Below are 16,635 nucleotides of genomic sequence, written 5' to 3' on the forward strand. Positions count from 1 at the left end.
AAGATGATTTGCGATCAGACATTTTTAGGCAATTTGTTTTTTGCGGCGGCGCGGCATTTTCCGACCCCATGCTGCAATTGCACAATTCTTGATCAACTTTCACCAGAGAAATCGAAGGTTTTGCCATCGAAAAAGGCATCCGGTCCAAGAATCATATGTCCACGGGTCGACGCTACCGCCGTTGCGTGGCGCATTGATCCCTCGATTTTTTCGGACGCGCCCGGCAGATCCGCACCGACACCGCCAAGCATCTGACGATAGATATCAGACCTGAAGCATTGCTTTGCGCGTGCGATGCCATCTGGTGATGCGCCCAGCTGCTTGGCGATCCATGCGGCCTGGCTGCGCCAAGGAAAATGCGCGGCGCGTTTATGGAACAGCAGGAAGTGCTCGACGCTTACTGGAAAGCCCTTCTGATGGGTGATCAATTGCCCGGAAATAGCTGGATCGATAAGTTCGGGCGCCAAGTTGAGGTGTTCACTGCGCGCCAGTATCTCGACCGCCAGAGGCTTGTTCTTAGGGGTGTCCAGCCAGCGGGCCGCCTGATGAACGGCGCGCAGCAGGCGCCTGACGTCGTCCGGGTTGCGTTCCAACCACTCCCGCCGGGCCGCCAGCACCTTTTCCGGGGCGAATGCCCAAATCGCGCTGCCTGGCAACAAAAGCTCGGCAACGCCCCGAGACACCGCCGCGCTGCCCCAAGGTTCGCCCACCCAGAAGGCATCGATCTGCCGCTGCTCGATTGCATCGGCCATTCGAACGGGGGGGACGGTTACGATCTCGACCTCAAGGTCGGCTTGCTCCGCTTGGCCGTTCAGCCAGTATTCCAACAGCAGCCGATGCATGGAGTGGTGGAACGGCACACCAATCCGCAAATGACTGATGCCTATGTTTGCCAGTCGCTGGGGCAGGCCGTCAGGATCACCGAACTCGGCGGCTCCATCTGTCTGCCGAAGCTTTTCGCCGAGATCTTGAGAAATCCCAAAAACGGTTCCGTTGACCGACAGTACCATCAAAGCATCGATCTCTGCCGTCAGGCCGCCGAGCCCCAAAGACATCGCTACGGGCATGGGCGACAACATCTGTGCGGCGTGCAAGTGCCCAAGTGCCAGCATATCCCGCAACGCGGACCAAGACGGCTGCGGGATAAGGCTGAGCTCTAGTCCTTCTTCTGCGGCGAAGCCCAATTCCTTGGCGATCACCAGTGGCGCGCAATCCACCAAGGGCACATATCCACAATTCAGTACGGTGGGGCTCATGAGAGAAGGTCCGCTGCCGTCACAAGCGCTTGGGCCACGTCGATCACCTTGCGCCCCTGATCCATGGCCGTTTTTCGGATCAGGCTGTAGGCGTCCTCTTCTGAAATACCGCGTTGACGCATCAGAATACCCTTTGCGCGGTCCAGAACTTTGCGATCCTCCAGCGCGCGTTTTGCGGCGTCGAGTTCGGATTGCATTTTTCGCATCAACTGGAAGCGCGCGATCGCTGTCTCCAGCACAGGTTTGATCCTGTTCATCTGAAGCCCATCGACCACATAGGCGCTGACACCAGCGGTCAGAGCGGCTTGGGTCAGATCCTCATCCGTTTGATCTACAAACATCGCCACCGGGCGTGCCTTGGTGTCAGAAATCAGGCTGAGATGTTCAAGTGTGTCACGATCAGGGTTCGCCAGATCAATCAATACAATGTCAGGCGCGTGCATCTTGATGGATCGCTCAAGCCCCGAGATTTGCGCCAGAGCATGCACGTCCGACCACCCAGCCGCCATAAGCGCGTCGATGATCTGACGCGCTTTATCCGGGTTCGCTTCGACCACCAATATACTGAGGTTTTTCGGCATGGTTTCTCCGTATCCCGTCTTGCGGGATAGGTCAGTGTAAGTGACTTTTATGGCGGTTGCTTCACCTGATCTTGCCGCAAAAAAAGGCAGGGGATCAGGCGATGCTTAAAATGATGGCAGTCCGGGGCTGCTGCCGGATCCTCTAGCTCGGGACAGCGCTACTCGCCTGGCATCTGCGGTGGATCTTGCGGCTTTGGCTTCGTGAAAGGGTAGATGAACTGCTTCCAATACCCCTGAGGCACGGTGTTGCCGACCACGCCGTAGTTCTCTGGCCACTCTTTCTCGGGCAAATGATGCGTTCCGAAGAGCCAGTCATAGATCGGGAAATGAGAGGCGTAGTTGATGTCGATGGCGGCCCGGTCGCTGCCGTGGTGCCAGTGATGGAAGCGGGGCGTGACGAAGAACCGTTCCAGAAACCCAAGCTTCCAACCGATATTGGCGTGGATGAAGCTGGAATAGAAATAGACGATCAGAAGGTAGGCCTGGATTGCTTCGGGTTTGAAACCGAGGGTGAACATCGGCACGGCTGTCAGGCTGCGCAGCACCGCAATCTCGACGAAATGCATGCGGGCCCCGGCGAGCCAATCCATCTTCTTTGTCGAATGGTGGATGGCATGGAACCGCCACAGAACCGGGAACGTGTGAAAGGCCCGGTGGACCCAGTATTGCACGAAATCCGTGGCCATCATGATGATGATCACTTGAACCGCGAAGGGTAGGCTGACGATGTAAATCCGCAAGTCATCCATCGCGATTTGGGCGTTTACGTAGTTCGATGGCGCAAGCGTGACGAAGCCCAGCACCTGTACCAGCATGGAACTGACAAGATAGTAAAACATGTCTTCCTGCCACTCGGCGCGGAAGACGGTCTGTTCGCCGCGGGCGGGAAAGAAGCGCTCAAGCGGGACAAACAGGAACCCGACAACCAGTACGTTGATGATAAAGTAATCGAGCCCGAAATAGAGACTTTGCGGGACGTCAGCGGCGTGCTGTGGTTGGTTCGTCGCCATCAGCGACGCAACGACGGAGATCGCAAGTGCGCACCATCCCAAGGATTTGCGCGCACTCAGGATCAAGCTGAGAAGGGCAAGCGCGTAGCCTGATAAAAGTACAAAGCGAAGAAAGACCGTGACCACGCCGCTGTCTTGGATGAACGCGATTTCTGGATAAGAAAACGTCTCTGGAAACCAGCGCAGAAGAACGACCAATAGTCCTGAGAGGGAAGCCAAAAGCGCCAGCGCGCCGGACAGCCAGCCACTGCCCAAGGGGCGTTCTTCGCGTGGTGTTTCCAACTGCTCGACGACTTTTCTGAGGACGTTCATAGTTAAGCCTGCACTGTAAAATCCGAGCCTTTCTACAGGCAATGGATCCCTGAGAGAATAGGGACCTTCGAACAGAAACCTTCAGCGTTGCGGAATGGCAAACCTCGCTAACTGGCCGCGAAAGCACTTAAAAATATGAATATCTAAGCCAAATTGCGCTGGTCAAATATCTACGTCATCAAAAATGAAACGTTTCATATTGACAGGACGTCGGATCACTGCATGCTGATCTGCGGGTGGTTTCCCGTGTCAGGAGGGCGCGGATTCGACCTCATATAAATTAGGGAGGCTCTCATGAAGCTTATGAAAATCGCGGCTGCGGCTGCGACCGGTATCCTTTTGTCATCTGGACTGGCGGCGGCTGAGGACAAGCCCAAGGTTGGCCTTGTGATGAAATCGCTGGCCAACGAATTCTTTCAAAACATGCTTGTTGGTGCGGAAGAGCACGAAGCTGCACGCGGTGACTACGAACTGCTCGCGGTCGGGATGCAGAACGAGACCGATTTCGAGTCGCAGATCAACGCCGTAGAGAACTTCATCACGCAAGGTGTGGATGCGATTGTGATCGCGCCCGCAGATTCCCGGGCCATGGTGCGCCCTGTTAAGAAGGCGATGGAAGCGGGCATCGTCGTGGTCAATTTCGATGTCGCCCTCGATGAAGAAGCAAAGAAGCAGCAAGGTCTGGAGCTGGCGTTTGTTGGACCGGACAACCGGGGCGGGGCCAAATTGGCCGGGGACGCTTTGGGTAAAAAATTGGGGGAAGGCGGCAAGGTCGTCATCATCGAAGGCAACCCCGGTGCGGACAATGCGACCCAGCGGCGTCTGGGCTTTGAGGACTCGGTCGCGGAACACGGTCTGGAGCTTTTGGACAGCCGTACCGCTCATTGGGAAACGGAAGAGGCCAATCAGGTCTTCTCGACAATGCTGACGGCGCACCCCGACATTCAAGGTGTCATGGCGGCCAACGACTCGATGGCCGTGGGCGTCGTGAAAGCACTGGAAGCGGCGGGACGCGATGACATCATCGTGGTCGGTTTTGACAACATTCCTGCGGTGGTTCCAATGGTTGAGGATGGACGCATGCTGGCCACGGTCGACCAGTTTGGTCAGCAGATGGCGGCCAATGCGATTGACCTCGCGCTTGAGGTTGTCGACGGCGGTCCGGCGCTTGAAGGCTGGGTGAAAACGCCGATTGAACTGGTCACCGCCGAGTGACCCTTCCGGCAGGTCCGACGCCCAAATTCGGGTGTCGGACTTTCATCGGAATACTGTCGGACTTTTATCGGACCCGCGCGCATGTCATCACAGCCCAATCCCATCGTGACAGAAGCGCCGCTTCTGCTTGATGTACAAAATCTGCGGAAGTCCTTTGGCGGGGTGCACGCGCTTGATGGGGTCAGCTTTTCGCTGAAAGCGGGCGAGGTCCATGCGCTGGTCGGCGAGAATGGCGCTGGGAAGTCGACGCTCATCAAAGTTCTGTCCGGGGTACATGCACATGACGATGGAACGCTGACACTGGACGGCGCGCCATTCCAACCATCAGACCCACATTTTGCCAAGGCCGCGGGCATTCAGGTTGTCCATCAGGAATTTAATCTGCTCAATGATCTGAGTGTCGCGGAAAATATTTCGATCGAGGCGTTTCCTCGCACGAGGTTTGGCTTGCTGGACCGAACTGCGATGAGAGAGCGGGCGCGAGCGGCGCTTGACGCAATCGGGTTGCGGGATGTTGACGTCAACGCGCCGGTGGCGAGCCTTGGGATCGCGCATCGGCAGTTGATCGAGATCGCGCGGGCATTGCAGTCCGAAAGCCGCATTCTGATTTTGGATGAGCCAACAGCCACACTCACGGAGCGCGAGACATCCCGGCTGTTCGATATCATTGCCGGGATCAAGGCGAAGGGCGTCACGGTCGTTTTCGTATCCCACCATCTCAACGAGGTGTTCGCGATCTCTGATCGTGTCACCGTTCTGCGAAACGGCCAGACCATCGTCACGCAGGATATTGAAGAGACATCGCCGGACGGGGTGGTGGCGCATATGGTGGGGCGCGCTTTGGCTGGGACCGCGCCCAAGGCCTTTGCCGATCCTATCGGCGATGATGTCGTCCTTTCGGTCAACGCGCTGCGTTTGACCCCGTCTCTGCCGGCCGAGGGGATCTCTTTCGATCTCAGGCGCGGCGAAATTCTGGGCATCGCAGGCTTGGTCGGTGCTGGCCGGACGGAGGTGCTGCGCGGCCTATTTGGTGCGGATCCTGTCCATTCCGGTACGGTCACGCTCGATGGCCGCACGCTTAAAATCAATCAGCCTCGGGACGCCATTGCGGCGGGTATCGGTTTTGTCACCGAAGATCGGAAGGACGAAGGTCTGATCCTCGGGATGGAGATTGCCGCGAATATTTCGCTGGCCAGCCTGCGGGACGTGTCCTTGCGGGGGCTCCTGAATTTTGCGCGCGAGCGCAGGCTTGCCCGGCAATCCGGTGCGCAGTTGACGCTGAAATACGGCAAGGTTTCCGACCCGGCCTCCAGCCTGTCGGGCGGCAACCAACAGAAGGTGGTTCTGGCAAAATGGCTGGCGCGGACGCCCAAGGTGCTGCTTTTGGATGAACCAACGCGCGGTGTCGATGTTGGCGCGAAGGCCGAGATCTATGGCATCCTAAAGGACCTCGCCGCGCAGGGGGTGTCGATGATTGTCGTGTCGTCGGAACTGCCGGAACTGATCACCTTGGCGGACCGCATGCTGGTGATGTGCGAAAACCGCATTCAGGGCGAACTGCTTCCGGATCACTACGATCAGGAAACCATATTGAAACTCGCGTACGGTCAGACGGGCGGCGTAGAAGGATCCACATCATGAGTTCGACCGATGATTTGAGCGGGGTTCCAAAACAAAACGCGTTCTCTGTGCGGGCAATCATCAACAACGCGGGCATTGGCCTGGCTTTGCTGGTGTTGATCCTTTTTTTCGCGGTCACGACCGAGCATTTCCTATCGCCCAACAATATCACGAACATCCTGACCCAAATCACCATCAATCTGATCCTTGCTGTGGGCATGACCTTTGTCATCCTGATCGGGGGGATCGATCTGTCCGTTGGCTCGGTCATGGCGTTTGCGGCGGTGGTTGCGGGCAAGGCGATCACCTTGCCGGGTCTGGGCACGACGGAGCTGATCCTTCTGGCCTGTCTCGCGGGCCTTCTGGCCGGGCTGGTCTGTGGCATTCTGAACGGGGTGCTCAGTGCCTACTGGTCGCTGCCGTCGTTTATCATCACGCTGGGGATGCTCAACATCGCTCGTGGCGCGGCGTTGCAGGTATCTGACGCCCAGACCATCTATTCCTTTCCCTTCGCCTTCGAAGAGTTCGGCTCGAAGCTGATCTACGGGGTTCCTGTTGTCTTCCTGTTGGGGCTGGCCTTGGTCGCCATCGCGTGGTTTGTCTTGAACCGCACCGTCTTTGGCCGCCTCATCTACGGGATCGGCAACAATGAAGAGGCGGTGCGCCTCGCCGGACATCCGGTCTTTTGGTACAAGGTGGCGGCCTTCACCATATGCGGCCTGACCGCGGGGATTGCGGCGATCGTCTATATGGCGCGGCTCAGCATTGCGAGCCCGATTGCGGGCATCGGGTTTGAATTGAACGCCATCGCTGCGGTGATCATTGGTGGCACCAGCCTGTCGGGTGGGCGCGGCTCGGTCATCGGCACACTTCTGGGGGCGTTTATCATTGGTGTTCTGGCCAACGGTCTGATCCTGATTGGGCTCAGCGATTTCATGCGGCAGATGATCACCGGGGTGGTCATCATCATTGCAGTTGTCCTGGATCACTACCGGGCAAAGTTTTCGGCCACTTGACCCGCACGGGCGGTTTTTATGGCGTGCGTGTCCAGTTGAACCCCGCAGCGTTTCGAGATTTTATCCGCCGGACGGCGCAGACGGGGACGGCATGACAACAGTGAAAGATGTGGCCCGCGCGGCAGAGGTTTCGGTGGGGACCGTGTCTAAGGTGTTGTCGAAAGACCAGACCGTGAAGCCCGCCTTGAGGGCGCGTGTGCTGCAGGCGGTCGAAACGCTGGGTTACAAACCGAACCTTGCGGCGCGGGCCTTACGAACCAACCGGGTCAGTATGTTCGGGCTGATCGTGCCGGATATCACCAATCCGTTCTTCGCCCAGCTTGCCAAGAACATCGAGGCCGAGGCGGGGCAGGTGGCCCATACGGTGATGCTTGCCAATTCGGATGATGATCCCGAGAAGGAAGCGCAGCAGGTCGAGACACTTCTTAACCAGTCGCCGCGCGGGTTGATCGTGGTCGGTGCGTCGCGGGCCGCTCTTCGGGGGATCAAGACGCAGGTTCCCATTGTCTCGGTGGACCGCCGCTACGGGTCCTACCGGCTAATCTCAACGGACCACCAGAAGGCTTCCGCCATGGTTGCAGATCATTTCTTCGGGCTGGGACATCGGCGGATTGCCTATATCTCCGGGCCTCAATCGACTGAGGTCGGGCGCCTGCGAAAGAAGGGGTTCTGCGACCGGATTTCGGAGCTTGCGACAACAGGCGATCCCGTGTCCCTGGTGACCAGAGAGGGACAGTTCAATTACCTGTCGGGGGAAGAAAACGCCTATGATTTGATCGGGCAGGCGCCGGATGTTCGGCCCACGGCGATTGCCGCCGCCAGTGATCAGCAGGCGATTGGTGCCCTGCGTGCAGCACGGGATGTTGGCCTGGCGGTTCCCGGTGATCTGTCCATCGCCGGGTTCGATGATATCACGCTGGCGGGGCTTGTGGTGCCACGTCTGACGACCGTTGCGCAGCCCAGCGGACAGATCGCCAAGGCGGCGGTGCATGCGCTGCTGGAAGAGGCAGCGGACGGGGGCCGGGATCAGGTGATCGCGGCACAGCTTGAGGTCAGGGGATCATCGGGGCCGGCGCCCTAGCGCCTGCCGGTGATCAGCCCTTCGCGTTTGGCCGCGCGCCACGATGCGGGGCTTTGCCCGGTGCGTTTGATCTGGCCTTGTTCTTCTTGCTGTTGGGCTTGCCTGCGGGCGGCGGTGGACCTTTGCGTTTGTGGGATTTCGGCTTCGCTGCATTGATGTCATGATCCTTTGACGGGGCAGGCTTCCCTTTTGGCTTTGATGCAGGCTTCCCTTTATAGGGTGCGGCCACATCGGGCTTGGAACGTGGCTTTCGCGGCCGCTCGCCGTCCGGCTTGCGCTGACCTTGGAACTTCGGCTTTTGACGTGTTTCCTTGGCAATCGCCGGAGGCGCGCTGAGCTGGGCCAGTTCGATGCCATTTTCCAGAACCCCGTCCGGGCCAACGGCCTTCAGGAAGGCGTCGACCTTCTCACGCTTGATCTCGGCAAAGGATTGCGTGTCCTGCACCCGGATTGCACCGATATCTTCTTTGGTCAGGCCGCCCGCCTTGCAGAGCATCGGCAGTAGCCTGCGAGGTTCCGCATTCTGATTGCGGCCGGTGGAGAGAGAAAACCAGACGCTGGGTCCGAATGGCGCGCGGGGCTTTGGCTTGGTGTCGATGGAAGACAACTCTTCCGGGGCGGACCTGCCGCTTTTGTGAAGGCGCAGGAAGGCCGCAGCGACCTGTTCCGCCGAGAACTTGCCCAGCAGCGCCTCGACTGCGGTCCGTTCTGATCCAGAGATGTCGTCCTGCCATGCGGGATCGGACATCAGTCGTTCTTCGTCCTTGGCGATGACCATGTCGGCTGACGGTGCTGGTCCCCAGACGGCTTTCAGTTTGGCCATGTTCAGGATGCGCTCCGCCTTCCGGCGCAGCTTGTCCGACACGATCAGGGCGCTGACGCCCTTACGCCCGGCGCGGCCCGTCCGGCCGGACCGGTGCAGAAGGGTCTCGTGACTTGATGGAAGCTCTGCATGGACGACCAGATCAAGGTTGGGCAGATCAATGCCGCGGGCTGCGACATCCGTGGCCACGCAAACCCGTGCGCGCCCGTCGCGCATGGCTTGCAGCGCGTGCGTGCGTTCGCTCTGGGACAGCTCGCCCGACAGCGCAACAACAGAAAACCCACGGTTCGACAGCCGCGTTGTCAGGCGATTGACCATCGCCCGTGTGTTGCAGAAGACGATGGCGTTGGGGGCTTCGTAATAGCGCAAGACGTTGATGATGGCGTTTTCACCGTCCCGCGCCGAGACGTTCATCGCTTGGTATTCGATATCGGCGTGTTGGGCGGTTTCCGCCTTGGTGCTGACCCGTACAGCGTCCTTCTGGTAGCTTTTGGCCAGTTGCGCGATCGCTGCCGGGACTGTCGCGGAAAACAGAAGGGTCTGTCGGGTGTCGGGCGCTTCGCTAAGAATGAATTCCAGATCTTCGCGGAAGCCCAGGTCCAGCATCTCGTCCGCTTCATCCAGAACGACGGCCCGGATATCCGTCAGATCAATCGATCCGCGCATGATATGATCCCGCAACCGACCTGGGGTTGCCACAACGATGTGCGCCCCGCGTGCCAAAGCGCGGCGTTCGTCGCGCATGTCCATGCCGCCCACGCAGGACGTCACGACGGCACTCGCGTCGGCGTAAAGCCATGCCAGTTCCCGTTTGACCTGAAGGGCCAGTTCCCGAGTCGGCGCGATGATCAAGGCCAGAGGATGGCCCGCGGTGCCGAATTGATCGTCCGATCCCAAGAGTGTCGGTGCGATGGCCAGACCGAAGCCCACTGTTTTACCCGAGCCTGTCTGGGCCGAGACCAAAAGGTCAGCGCCGATCAGATCGTCCTTGCTGACGGCCTCCTGCACCGGCGTAAGATTGGTGTAGCCGCGCCGTTCAAGCGCGTTTGCGATAGATTGCTTCACGTGTGGTGTCCGTTCTTGAGACGCGGGGCCAAGGCCGTATCAGATGGGGACATCTTCGCGTCCGCATCACCTGAGCGCCGGTCACCTGAGCGTCGTGGGAAAATGCCAATTGGCAGCACCTATGTGTTTTTTAGCGCAATGTATAGGTGAGGGTGAAATATCGTAACGTGACTTGGTCCCTTCTGTCCGCAGGGGTCCGTACCGAAGATTAGCGGTCCGCGGCACCAAGGTTCATCTTTTGTGTCTCGCCCTCATCGGTGACAACAATCACGGTCCCTTCGCTGATAGATTGAACCGTCCATTTTCCCAAACGCTCCCCCTCGCGGCGACGATAGAGGCGCGGGCCGTTGGACAGGCGCAAGACTGCAATATCCACGTCGTCGTCATTGACGATCCCTGCCAAGCTCAGAACAATCTTCGGCGCGGCAACCGGCTGCGCCTCGGCGGGTGGACGCCGTGTGATGTGAAACAAGGGCCGGGCCGTGAGGGGTGCGGCACTGTCGGCGACGCGGGTCAGGCTTGCATCGGCTGTCTCGGGGGCGTTGACGTCAGATGCCGCGGTGGGCGCGGGATCGGTCGCCTGTCCCGGAAGCCACACAAGCAGAGCCATCGCAAGACAGATCATCGAAAACAGGAGGCCCGCGATACCGCCGGTCCGGGACGCCTGCGTCGGTCGGTTGATGGCCTTTGCACTCATCGTTCTGCGAAGCCGCTGAGTTTGAGTTGCATTGCAAGTGGACGCGTGTCGGCATTGCGCGCGCTTGTCCGAGCGCGGCGCAGGTCGATCTCGTCGACGAGGATCATCGGCCGGTGTGCTTCAAGCTGGGTCATGAAAGTTCCCAGATTGGCTTCGGGGATTACGCCGTTCAGGATTAGGCCCAGCCTGATTTGTGAGCCTGCGTCCTCGATGGCGTCGGCCCGAATGACTTCAAGCTTCAGACCATGATCTTCGGCCAGCGCCTGCATGTCGCTTTGCATCTCGGTTTGGGCCAGCTGCGGTGTATCGCCTATGTAGAAACTGACTTCATTGGCTTGCCGTTGGGCTTGACTGGCGGTCGCGGCTTCCCCTCTGGCGATTGTGTCGCGCAGGTCCGTCAGACCGGTGGCTTGACGCTGCAGGCCGGACCAAAGCGCGACGGCGATCAAAAGGCCCGCCACGCCGACACCGGTCGCCAAGCCCAGAACGGTGCGACGCGGGGCGTTGGGATCACGGAAAACGAATGTGCTCATGGCGACGCCTCGCCCAAGGTCGCGACGATGCGAAAACGCTCCAAACCCTGGGAATTGTCGCGGGTGACGGGCGAGCCGTATTTGATGTCACTGAGATTTTCCAAAGTCGACAGAAGCCGCGTGACTTCGGCTGCTGAGGGGCCATAGCCTGTGATCGTCATCCTGCCGTCGGCTATGGAGAAGCGCTCGAGCCATGTCCCATCGGGCAAGATGTTCGCCAGTTCTCCGACCAAAGCCAGCTTTTGGGTGCTGGCGTCCCGTCTTTCGCGTGCGTTGCGCTGGGCGGCGACTGATTGGGCCAAAGCGGCCATTTGTTGTTGGGCCAACGCGGCCTCGGCAGACAGGGCGGCGCGTTCGCTGGTCTGCGTCGCGAAGACACCGGCGAGCGAGATCAAAAGGACGGCGAAGGCGATGAGGGGCAGTCGGAACGGCGATGGGATCGCGCGGAGGCCTGTTTTTGCGGATTGCGTGGTGCTGGAAGACCACGGCGGTCTGTGGGCAAATAGATTGGACCCGTCGGCCTGTTTGCGGACGGCGAACCCGACTTCGAGGCCATTCTTTTCGATCGCATCGAGCACCCACGCGATGGATGTCTTCAGGACCACAGACGCGGTGATGGCCCAGTCCGTGGAAGGCGTTTCGCGCGCGGTCCAGAACGCAATCGAATTGCTTTCCTCAAAGGGCGAACGGAATTGAATTTCCGTGGCCGCCATGGATTTCACCTCATCCAGAGGGCCTGCGGGCAGGGTGAAGTTCATGTCCAGGCAGGCGCGGTCCAGAAAGACCAGATCGATCTTCTGACGCTTCAGCGGTTTCAAGAGCGTGGCAAGTTCCGCTTGATTGGCGAGCCGTTTGTCCGAGCCGCCCGTGCGCAGTACATAGGCTTTGCCGCCGATGAAAAGCTGGTTTTGGGAGGCCGTCAACGTTTGAGAGGCGGGGTTTTTAAGCCCCGCCCAGCCTGCTTGTACCAAGCTCAGAAATCGTCTGAAACGCTTCGTCGTGAGTGTCTTCATCTGCCAATCTAGCGATGCGTTTGCCAGATCAGACCTCACCACCCCATTGTTGGATGAATTGATGGTACCTTCCCTCCCACGAGGTGTTCGTCGTGGACGTTAGGCGATGCGACTGAACAAGCTGTTATTTGTGAACGTGTGATCCGGGAAGATTGTGGACACCAGATTCTCTGGCATCCCCATATGCCTGATCATGATCTCGGACACAATATCCCGGTAGTTCACAACCATGGGCATGTACCGTTCACGTTGAAGTGCGCTTATGTCCAAAGTTGTCACGTCAGGGCCAACGCCCGGAACCGTCGGACCGCCAAAGGCGAACCATGCGCCGCCGTGGCCATGGTCTGTGCCGTTGTTGCCGTTCTCAATCACGGTTCGGCCAAATTCAGTGCCGACCAGAACCACAACGTCGTCGCGCATATCTGCGATGTCACGATAGAAAGTCAGGAAATCGGACGCGCCACGGCGCATGTTGCGGTGATAGCCCTTGTCCTGATCGATGAACCGATCCGCACCATCAGCGATTTGGTTGGAGTGCGTGTCCCAGCCGATGTTCCAATCCATTGCCGCGACTTCCAGCGGAACGCCCGCCTTCAGCAGTTGCGCGACAAGTTTCAGTCCACGGCCCAGATCGGTGTTGTTATACTCAAGGCCACCAGCAGATGGGGTGTAGTCTGTCCCGGCCAGCTGAACTTCTGCAATGGATTCCAGCATAACCAACTGGTTTTCGCGCACAGCGCCTTCCATGGCGGACACGTCCACGTCGTGAGCCGAGATATCACGCATCAGCGTTGTCAGTTGATTGTCGGAGCAGCCATCGCCCCCGCAAAGATCGCGGTTTTCCAAGTTGAAATTCGACGGGTTTGAGATTGCCGGAACGCTGATGGAGCCGCGGATCTCCGTGCTGATCGAGGATTTCCCAAGAACCGCCCCGCGCAGCGGGTGTGTCGGCCCGAGATTGTTCTGCATATAGCGGTTCAGGTAACCGTCGATGAAGTTGTTGCGCGCACCCGTACCGATCCAACGCTGATTGTCGAAGTGCGAGCGGTTGCCTTCCTCGATTGCGGTGGACGGTGCGACCATCATATGACCCGCGTTCCAGATCTCCATAAGGGGCTCTAGATTCGGGTTCATAGCGCGGTAGCCATTGCCGCCAAGGTCCAGCGCCGAGTTTGCATCGTTGCTTGGGGCTTCGATCGCAATATTGGGGCGATGCTGGTAGTAGATCATGTCACCCACTGCAGGGAACAGGTGCAGCCCGTCCGCGCCGCCGCGCATGAAGACCTTGATGAAGGTTTTGCCGCCAGCCTCTTGGCCGAATGCAAATTTTGGTGCGCCTGCAATGCCAGCCATACTTGCCGCTGCCATCAAGCCTGTGGATTTAAGAAATTCTCTGCGTGTGGTCACTTTGAGTACCTCGTCGATAGGTTGGCTTTGCGGCTCACTGGAGCTGGAAGCTGGGGAGGACGACCAAAAGGCCTATGGCCCGGTCGTATGCCGATTTCTCGTCTTGGCGACGCGGCTCAAAAATGCCGTCCTCGCCTTTGAGGACACCGACCAGCGCGTCGAATTCGCCGACGGTGTAGCGGTCCGCCGTTGCGACGGCCAAGAGATACGCTGCAACTTCTTCGGCTGTCTCCAAGCCCGCGTTCTGAGCGTCAGCGGCCAGATCGAAGTTGTATTCTTCGGACCGCTGCGCCACGTCCGTGATCGACCGATAGCGTGCGATCATGGATGCGGAGTTCGTCCATGCAATACCGACTTCCGGCAGGCCCGTAGGAACAGGGAAGTACAGAGGCGACTGGCCAGCATTTTCCGTAGCTTCCCGGAACCGGCGATAGAAATCACCATCATCACCGGTATCGGGTGTCGCGCCGATGCTGCGGATCACAGAGGCCGCGTATTCAAACGGTGTCTTGCCGCTCGTACGCTGGAGTGATGCGGTGTTAACAAATTCCGGCGCCGTCAGGATCGCCCTCAGGATCGCGGCGGAGTTGCCGTCATTTGCGCCCCACGCGGCGGTGCAAAGATCGATAAAGCGCTGGGGTAGTGGATTCTCCGGCGTAGGCGGCGCGTCCGTGACAAACTTCTGAACGATCTTGCCGCAGACATAAGCCTGAGTGCGTGGGTGAGATGCGAGAAGCGCGATGAGCTCTTCACCCTCTTGCACACCCGCTGCGCCAGAGCGGCCAACGATTGTGGTGTTCAGGAATGGAACGGCCTTGTCGTCTTCGTCATGGCGATCCGGCTGGAACTCAAACTCATAGAGCGACGCGACATCTTCCGCGTTTGGATTGGTCCGGCGATAGCGCCAGCCTGTGAAGATACGCGATACGGCAATGACGTCTTCGTCGCTGTAGCCGCCGTTTACGCCCACTGTGTGAAGCTCAAGGATTTCGCGACCGTAGTTCTCGTTCAGATTGCCCCGACGGCTTTGGTCGTTGTCGAGGAATTGCGACATCAGCGGGCTGCGGGCCGAGTAAAGCAGAAGGTCTTCAAACCGGCCAAACGCGTTGTCCCGGAAGAACTGGCGGTCGGTGATGGCCTGCTGGATGATGTCGGAGCCCTTGGTGGAGGCGTGGAAGTGGTTCCACCAGAACTCACCCATCACTTCCTGCAACTGCTTTTCGCTGAAGGCCGCATGCGCCAGATTGTGGTGCATGATCGACCGGAACATACTGCCGCTGTTTCGCGTGGTCGCCTCGAGAAGGTTATCGGGGTTTGTCGCCTCGAAGGCTGCGTTATTGATGGAGGCCGGGTTCAACTGCTCTTCGATATATGCGCTGAAACCCATCGCGCGAACCCGTGCGTAGAGCTCAGGCGTTGGACCATAGGTGATCCGGGACAGAACCTGACCCACGCCGTCCACAAGGTCGCCCCCTGTCAGCGTATAGGACACTGGCTGTGCCTGCACCTCGTCATTGCCGCTGAAGGCGCCGGTCAAGGTGACGGTCACTTCTTCGGCACTGTCAAAGTCTTCAGGGAAGAGGCGAACGGCGAACTGGCCTGTGGTGGGGCCCACGTCGACGCTTGTTGTCCGGTTGGACGGCGCGACGGCGACATTTACAGTGTCAAATGTCGTCGGATCCATGACCGCGCCGAACAGCGTCTGGCCAGTGTTGGAGACCACACCTTCGGATGTTCCGGCTGCTGTCAGTTGAACCGCTTGGGTAAGTGTCACGTCCGTCGGTGGCGAAAGCGGGCTGAGCGAAGCCATGTTGGGATCGACCTGTACTCCACCGCCGCCACCGCCAACGTCGGGGCTCACAACGCCACCACCGGTGCCGGTTCCATTCCCGTTGGTCGTGCCACCACCAGATGAATTGTCATTGTTATTGGTGTTTGACCCGCTGTTCGACGAATTGCCGTCGGAAGAATTGTCGCTTGTGCTGTCGGACGTCCCGTTGTTAGATGAGCCGCCACCGCCGCTGGATACGACGCCACCCGAGCTTGGAACGGAAACAACTTGGGGCGTTCCACCACCGGAGCTGGATCCACCACCGCTCATAGCCCGGCCAATGGCAGGCGTAGATGTGCCGCCGCTGCGTGCGGCTGCAAGCGCCGCCTGGCGCTCAGCGATTGCTGCGCGGGACGCACCGCCGCCGATCTGGAAGGGTGTGCGTTGTGCAGCGCTGCCCGCGCCACCGATTGTGCCGGGCGCACGATTTGCTCTGGGCTGCGCGCCCATCTGAGAGGATGCGCCGCTTTGCAGCGCGGCCACCTCGGTCGCTTCGAACTGCTCGGCTTCGGCGGCGCTCATGGGCTGCGCGACGCTGACGATGCTGATGGGGGCCTCACCGATCTTATTGACAGCGACGCTGGCAATGGTGTCGGGGCGGATCAGATCCGTCACGATTTCGACCAGATGGCTGCCTGCGGACAGTTGTGTGAACGCCTGAACGGGTTCAACATCCGCGTCGGCATCTGCGCCGGACAGATCCAGGATCAATTCACCATCAACGCGCAGTTGAACACGGCTGCGCGGAGGCGCGGAAAGAACATAAGTATCCGCGACCGGAACCGACAACTTATAATGGGTCGGAATCTCATGAAGTGGATTTATCTTCTTGGCCGCTTCTGAAAGCTGCTGTGGCGCTTGTTTCGTCGTGTCGATTACAAGGGCTGTTTGCTCGTCTTGAGCAAAACTTGCGACGCCGCTGACGACAAGCATTGTTGTGCTGAGAAGTCCGAAAGATAAGATCGTAGATTTCATGAAATGACACCTGCCGTTAACGGGTTAGTAAACGTTGGGTAAACCTTGGAATGGGCAGAAATGTGTCCGAACTTGTCCAAATTTCTGCCACAGTTTGCGCGTTTACAGGATTTGGTAAACAATCGTTCTGATTTCTTCCGCTTGGCTGCAATCTTTGGACAATTTGGGTTCTAAATTAGGCGAATACTTGCTTACACGAA

General features: G+C 58.9%; 13 protein-coding genes. 4 read left to right on the plus strand and 9 right to left on the minus strand.

What is annotated here, in order from left to right:
• Window positions 1–92: 92 nt before the first annotated feature.
• From KIN_RS17630 to KIN_RS17640, 3 genes are all read right to left on the minus strand, one after another.
• Window positions 93–1,256 carry a CmpA/NrtA family ABC transporter substrate-binding protein gene (locus tag KIN_RS17630; protein WP_159809514.1) on the minus strand — a complete coding sequence of 388 codons (1,164 nt, stop codon included), beginning with the start codon at window positions 1,254–1,256 and terminating at the stop codon, window positions 93–95.
• Window positions 1,253–1,837 carry an ANTAR domain-containing response regulator gene (locus KIN_RS17635; protein WP_159809516.1) on the minus strand — a complete coding sequence of 195 codons (585 nt, stop codon included), beginning with the start codon at window positions 1,835–1,837 and terminating at the stop codon, window positions 1,253–1,255. Before KIN_RS17635 ends, KIN_RS17630 begins: the two co-directional genes overlap by 4 nt.
• 158 nt (window positions 1,838–1,995) lie before the next feature.
• Window positions 1,996–3,159 (minus strand): sterol desaturase family protein, encoded by a 1,164-nt coding sequence (locus tag KIN_RS17640; protein ID WP_159809518.1) that lies wholly within the window; start codon window positions 3,157–3,159, stop codon window positions 1,996–1,998.
• A 294-nt stretch (window positions 3,160–3,453) separates the two neighbouring features.
• Here KIN_RS17640 and KIN_RS17645 point away from each other — a divergent pair, with 294 nt between their 5' ends.
• The 4 genes from KIN_RS17645 (at window position 3,454) to KIN_RS17660 (ending at window position 8,091) form a co-directional block, all read left to right on the plus strand.
• Window positions 3,454–4,374, plus strand: coding sequence for a sugar ABC transporter substrate-binding protein (locus tag KIN_RS17645; RefSeq protein ID WP_159809520.1), 921 nt, complete (start codon window positions 3,454–3,456; stop codon window positions 4,372–4,374).
• Window positions 4,375–4,455: 81 nt separating this feature from the next.
• Window positions 4,456–6,015: a sugar ABC transporter ATP-binding protein gene (locus tag KIN_RS17650; RefSeq protein ID WP_159809522.1), complete on the plus strand. Its 1,560-nt coding sequence runs from the start codon at window positions 4,456–4,458 to the stop codon at window positions 6,013–6,015.
• Complete coding sequence (locus tag KIN_RS17655; RefSeq protein ID WP_159809524.1) at window positions 6,012–7,010, plus strand: ABC transporter permease; 999 nt, start codon at window positions 6,012–6,014, stop codon at window positions 7,008–7,010. Before KIN_RS17650 ends, KIN_RS17655 begins: the two co-directional genes overlap by 4 nt.
• A gap of 91 nt (window positions 7,011–7,101) precedes the next feature.
• On the plus strand, window positions 7,102–8,091 hold the full coding sequence (locus KIN_RS17660) for a LacI family DNA-binding transcriptional regulator (RefSeq protein WP_159809526.1): 990 nt from the start codon (window positions 7,102–7,104) through the stop codon (window positions 8,089–8,091).
• Between the two features lie 13 nt (window positions 8,092–8,104).
• Here the strand turns inward: KIN_RS17660 and KIN_RS17665 are convergent, their stop codons facing one another.
• The 6 genes from KIN_RS17665 to KIN_RS17690 form a co-directional block, all read right to left on the minus strand.
• On the minus strand, window positions 8,105–9,979 hold the full coding sequence (locus KIN_RS17665; protein ID WP_159809528.1) for a DEAD/DEAH box helicase: 1,875 nt from the start codon (window positions 9,977–9,979) through the stop codon (window positions 8,105–8,107).
• A gap of 208 nt (window positions 9,980–10,187) precedes the next feature.
• Window positions 10,188–10,676, minus strand: coding sequence for a hypothetical protein (locus KIN_RS17670; protein ID WP_159809530.1), 489 nt, complete (start codon window positions 10,674–10,676; stop codon window positions 10,188–10,190).
• Window positions 10,673–11,209, minus strand: coding sequence for a type II secretion system protein GspM (gene gspM / locus KIN_RS17675; RefSeq protein WP_159809532.1), 537 nt, complete (start codon window positions 11,207–11,209; stop codon window positions 10,673–10,675). The genes KIN_RS17670 and gspM overlap by 4 nt, the downstream gene beginning before the upstream one ends.
• On the minus strand, window positions 11,206–12,222 hold the full coding sequence (locus KIN_RS17680; RefSeq protein ID WP_159809534.1) for a PilN domain-containing protein: 1,017 nt from the start codon (window positions 12,220–12,222) through the stop codon (window positions 11,206–11,208). Before KIN_RS17680 ends, gspM begins: the two co-directional genes overlap by 4 nt.
• A gap of 99 nt (window positions 12,223–12,321) precedes the next feature.
• Window positions 12,322–13,629: a DUF1501 domain-containing protein gene (locus KIN_RS17685; protein ID WP_159809536.1), complete on the minus strand. Its 1,308-nt coding sequence runs from the start codon at window positions 13,627–13,629 to the stop codon at window positions 12,322–12,324.
• A gap of 34 nt (window positions 13,630–13,663) precedes the next feature.
• On the minus strand, window positions 13,664–16,435 hold the full coding sequence (locus KIN_RS17690) for a DUF1800 domain-containing protein (RefSeq protein ID WP_159809538.1): 2,772 nt from the start codon (window positions 16,433–16,435) through the stop codon (window positions 13,664–13,666).
• Window positions 16,436–16,635: the final 200 nt, after the last annotated feature.

The sequence above is a fragment of the Litoreibacter roseus genome (assembly GCF_009811795.1).
GTDB classification, from domain to species: domain Bacteria; phylum Pseudomonadota; class Alphaproteobacteria; order Rhodobacterales; family Rhodobacteraceae; genus Litoreibacter; species Litoreibacter roseus.

What these genes read in the sequence shown, in the direction of transcription:
- KIN_RS17660 (WP_159809526.1), top strand. Translation starts at nt 7,102, where the DNA reads ATGACAACAGTGAAAGATGTGGCCCGCGCGGCAGAGGTTTCGGTGGGG.
- KIN_RS17640 (WP_159809518.1), bottom strand. Translation starts at nt 3,159, where the DNA reads ATGAACGTCCTCAGAAAAGTCGTCGAGCAGTTGGAAACACCACGCGAA.
- KIN_RS17680 (WP_159809534.1), bottom strand. Translation starts at nt 12,222, where the DNA reads ATGAAGACACTCACGACGAAGCGTTTCAGACGATTTCTGAGCTTGGTA.
- gspM (WP_159809532.1), bottom strand. Translation starts at nt 11,209, where the DNA reads ATGAGCACATTCGTTTTCCGTGATCCCAACGCCCCGCGTCGCACCGTT.
- KIN_RS17670 (WP_159809530.1), bottom strand. Translation starts at nt 10,676, where the DNA reads ATGAGTGCAAAGGCCATCAACCGACCGACGCAGGCGTCCCGGACCGGC.
- KIN_RS17635 (WP_159809516.1), bottom strand. Translation starts at nt 1,837, where the DNA reads ATGCCGAAAAACCTCAGTATATTGGTGGTCGAAGCGAACCCGGATAAA.
- KIN_RS17690 (WP_159809538.1), bottom strand. Translation starts at nt 16,435, where the DNA reads ATGAAATCTACGATCTTATCTTTCGGACTTCTCAGCACAACAATGCTT.
- KIN_RS17655 (WP_159809524.1), top strand. Translation starts at nt 6,012, where the DNA reads ATGAGTTCGACCGATGATTTGAGCGGGGTTCCAAAACAAAACGCGTTC.
- KIN_RS17650 (WP_159809522.1), top strand. Translation starts at nt 4,456, where the DNA reads ATGTCATCACAGCCCAATCCCATCGTGACAGAAGCGCCGCTTCTGCTT.
- KIN_RS17630 (WP_159809514.1), bottom strand. Translation starts at nt 1,256, where the DNA reads ATGAGCCCCACCGTACTGAATTGTGGATATGTGCCCTTGGTGGATTGC.
- KIN_RS17645 (WP_159809520.1), top strand. Translation starts at nt 3,454, where the DNA reads ATGAAGCTTATGAAAATCGCGGCTGCGGCTGCGACCGGTATCCTTTTG.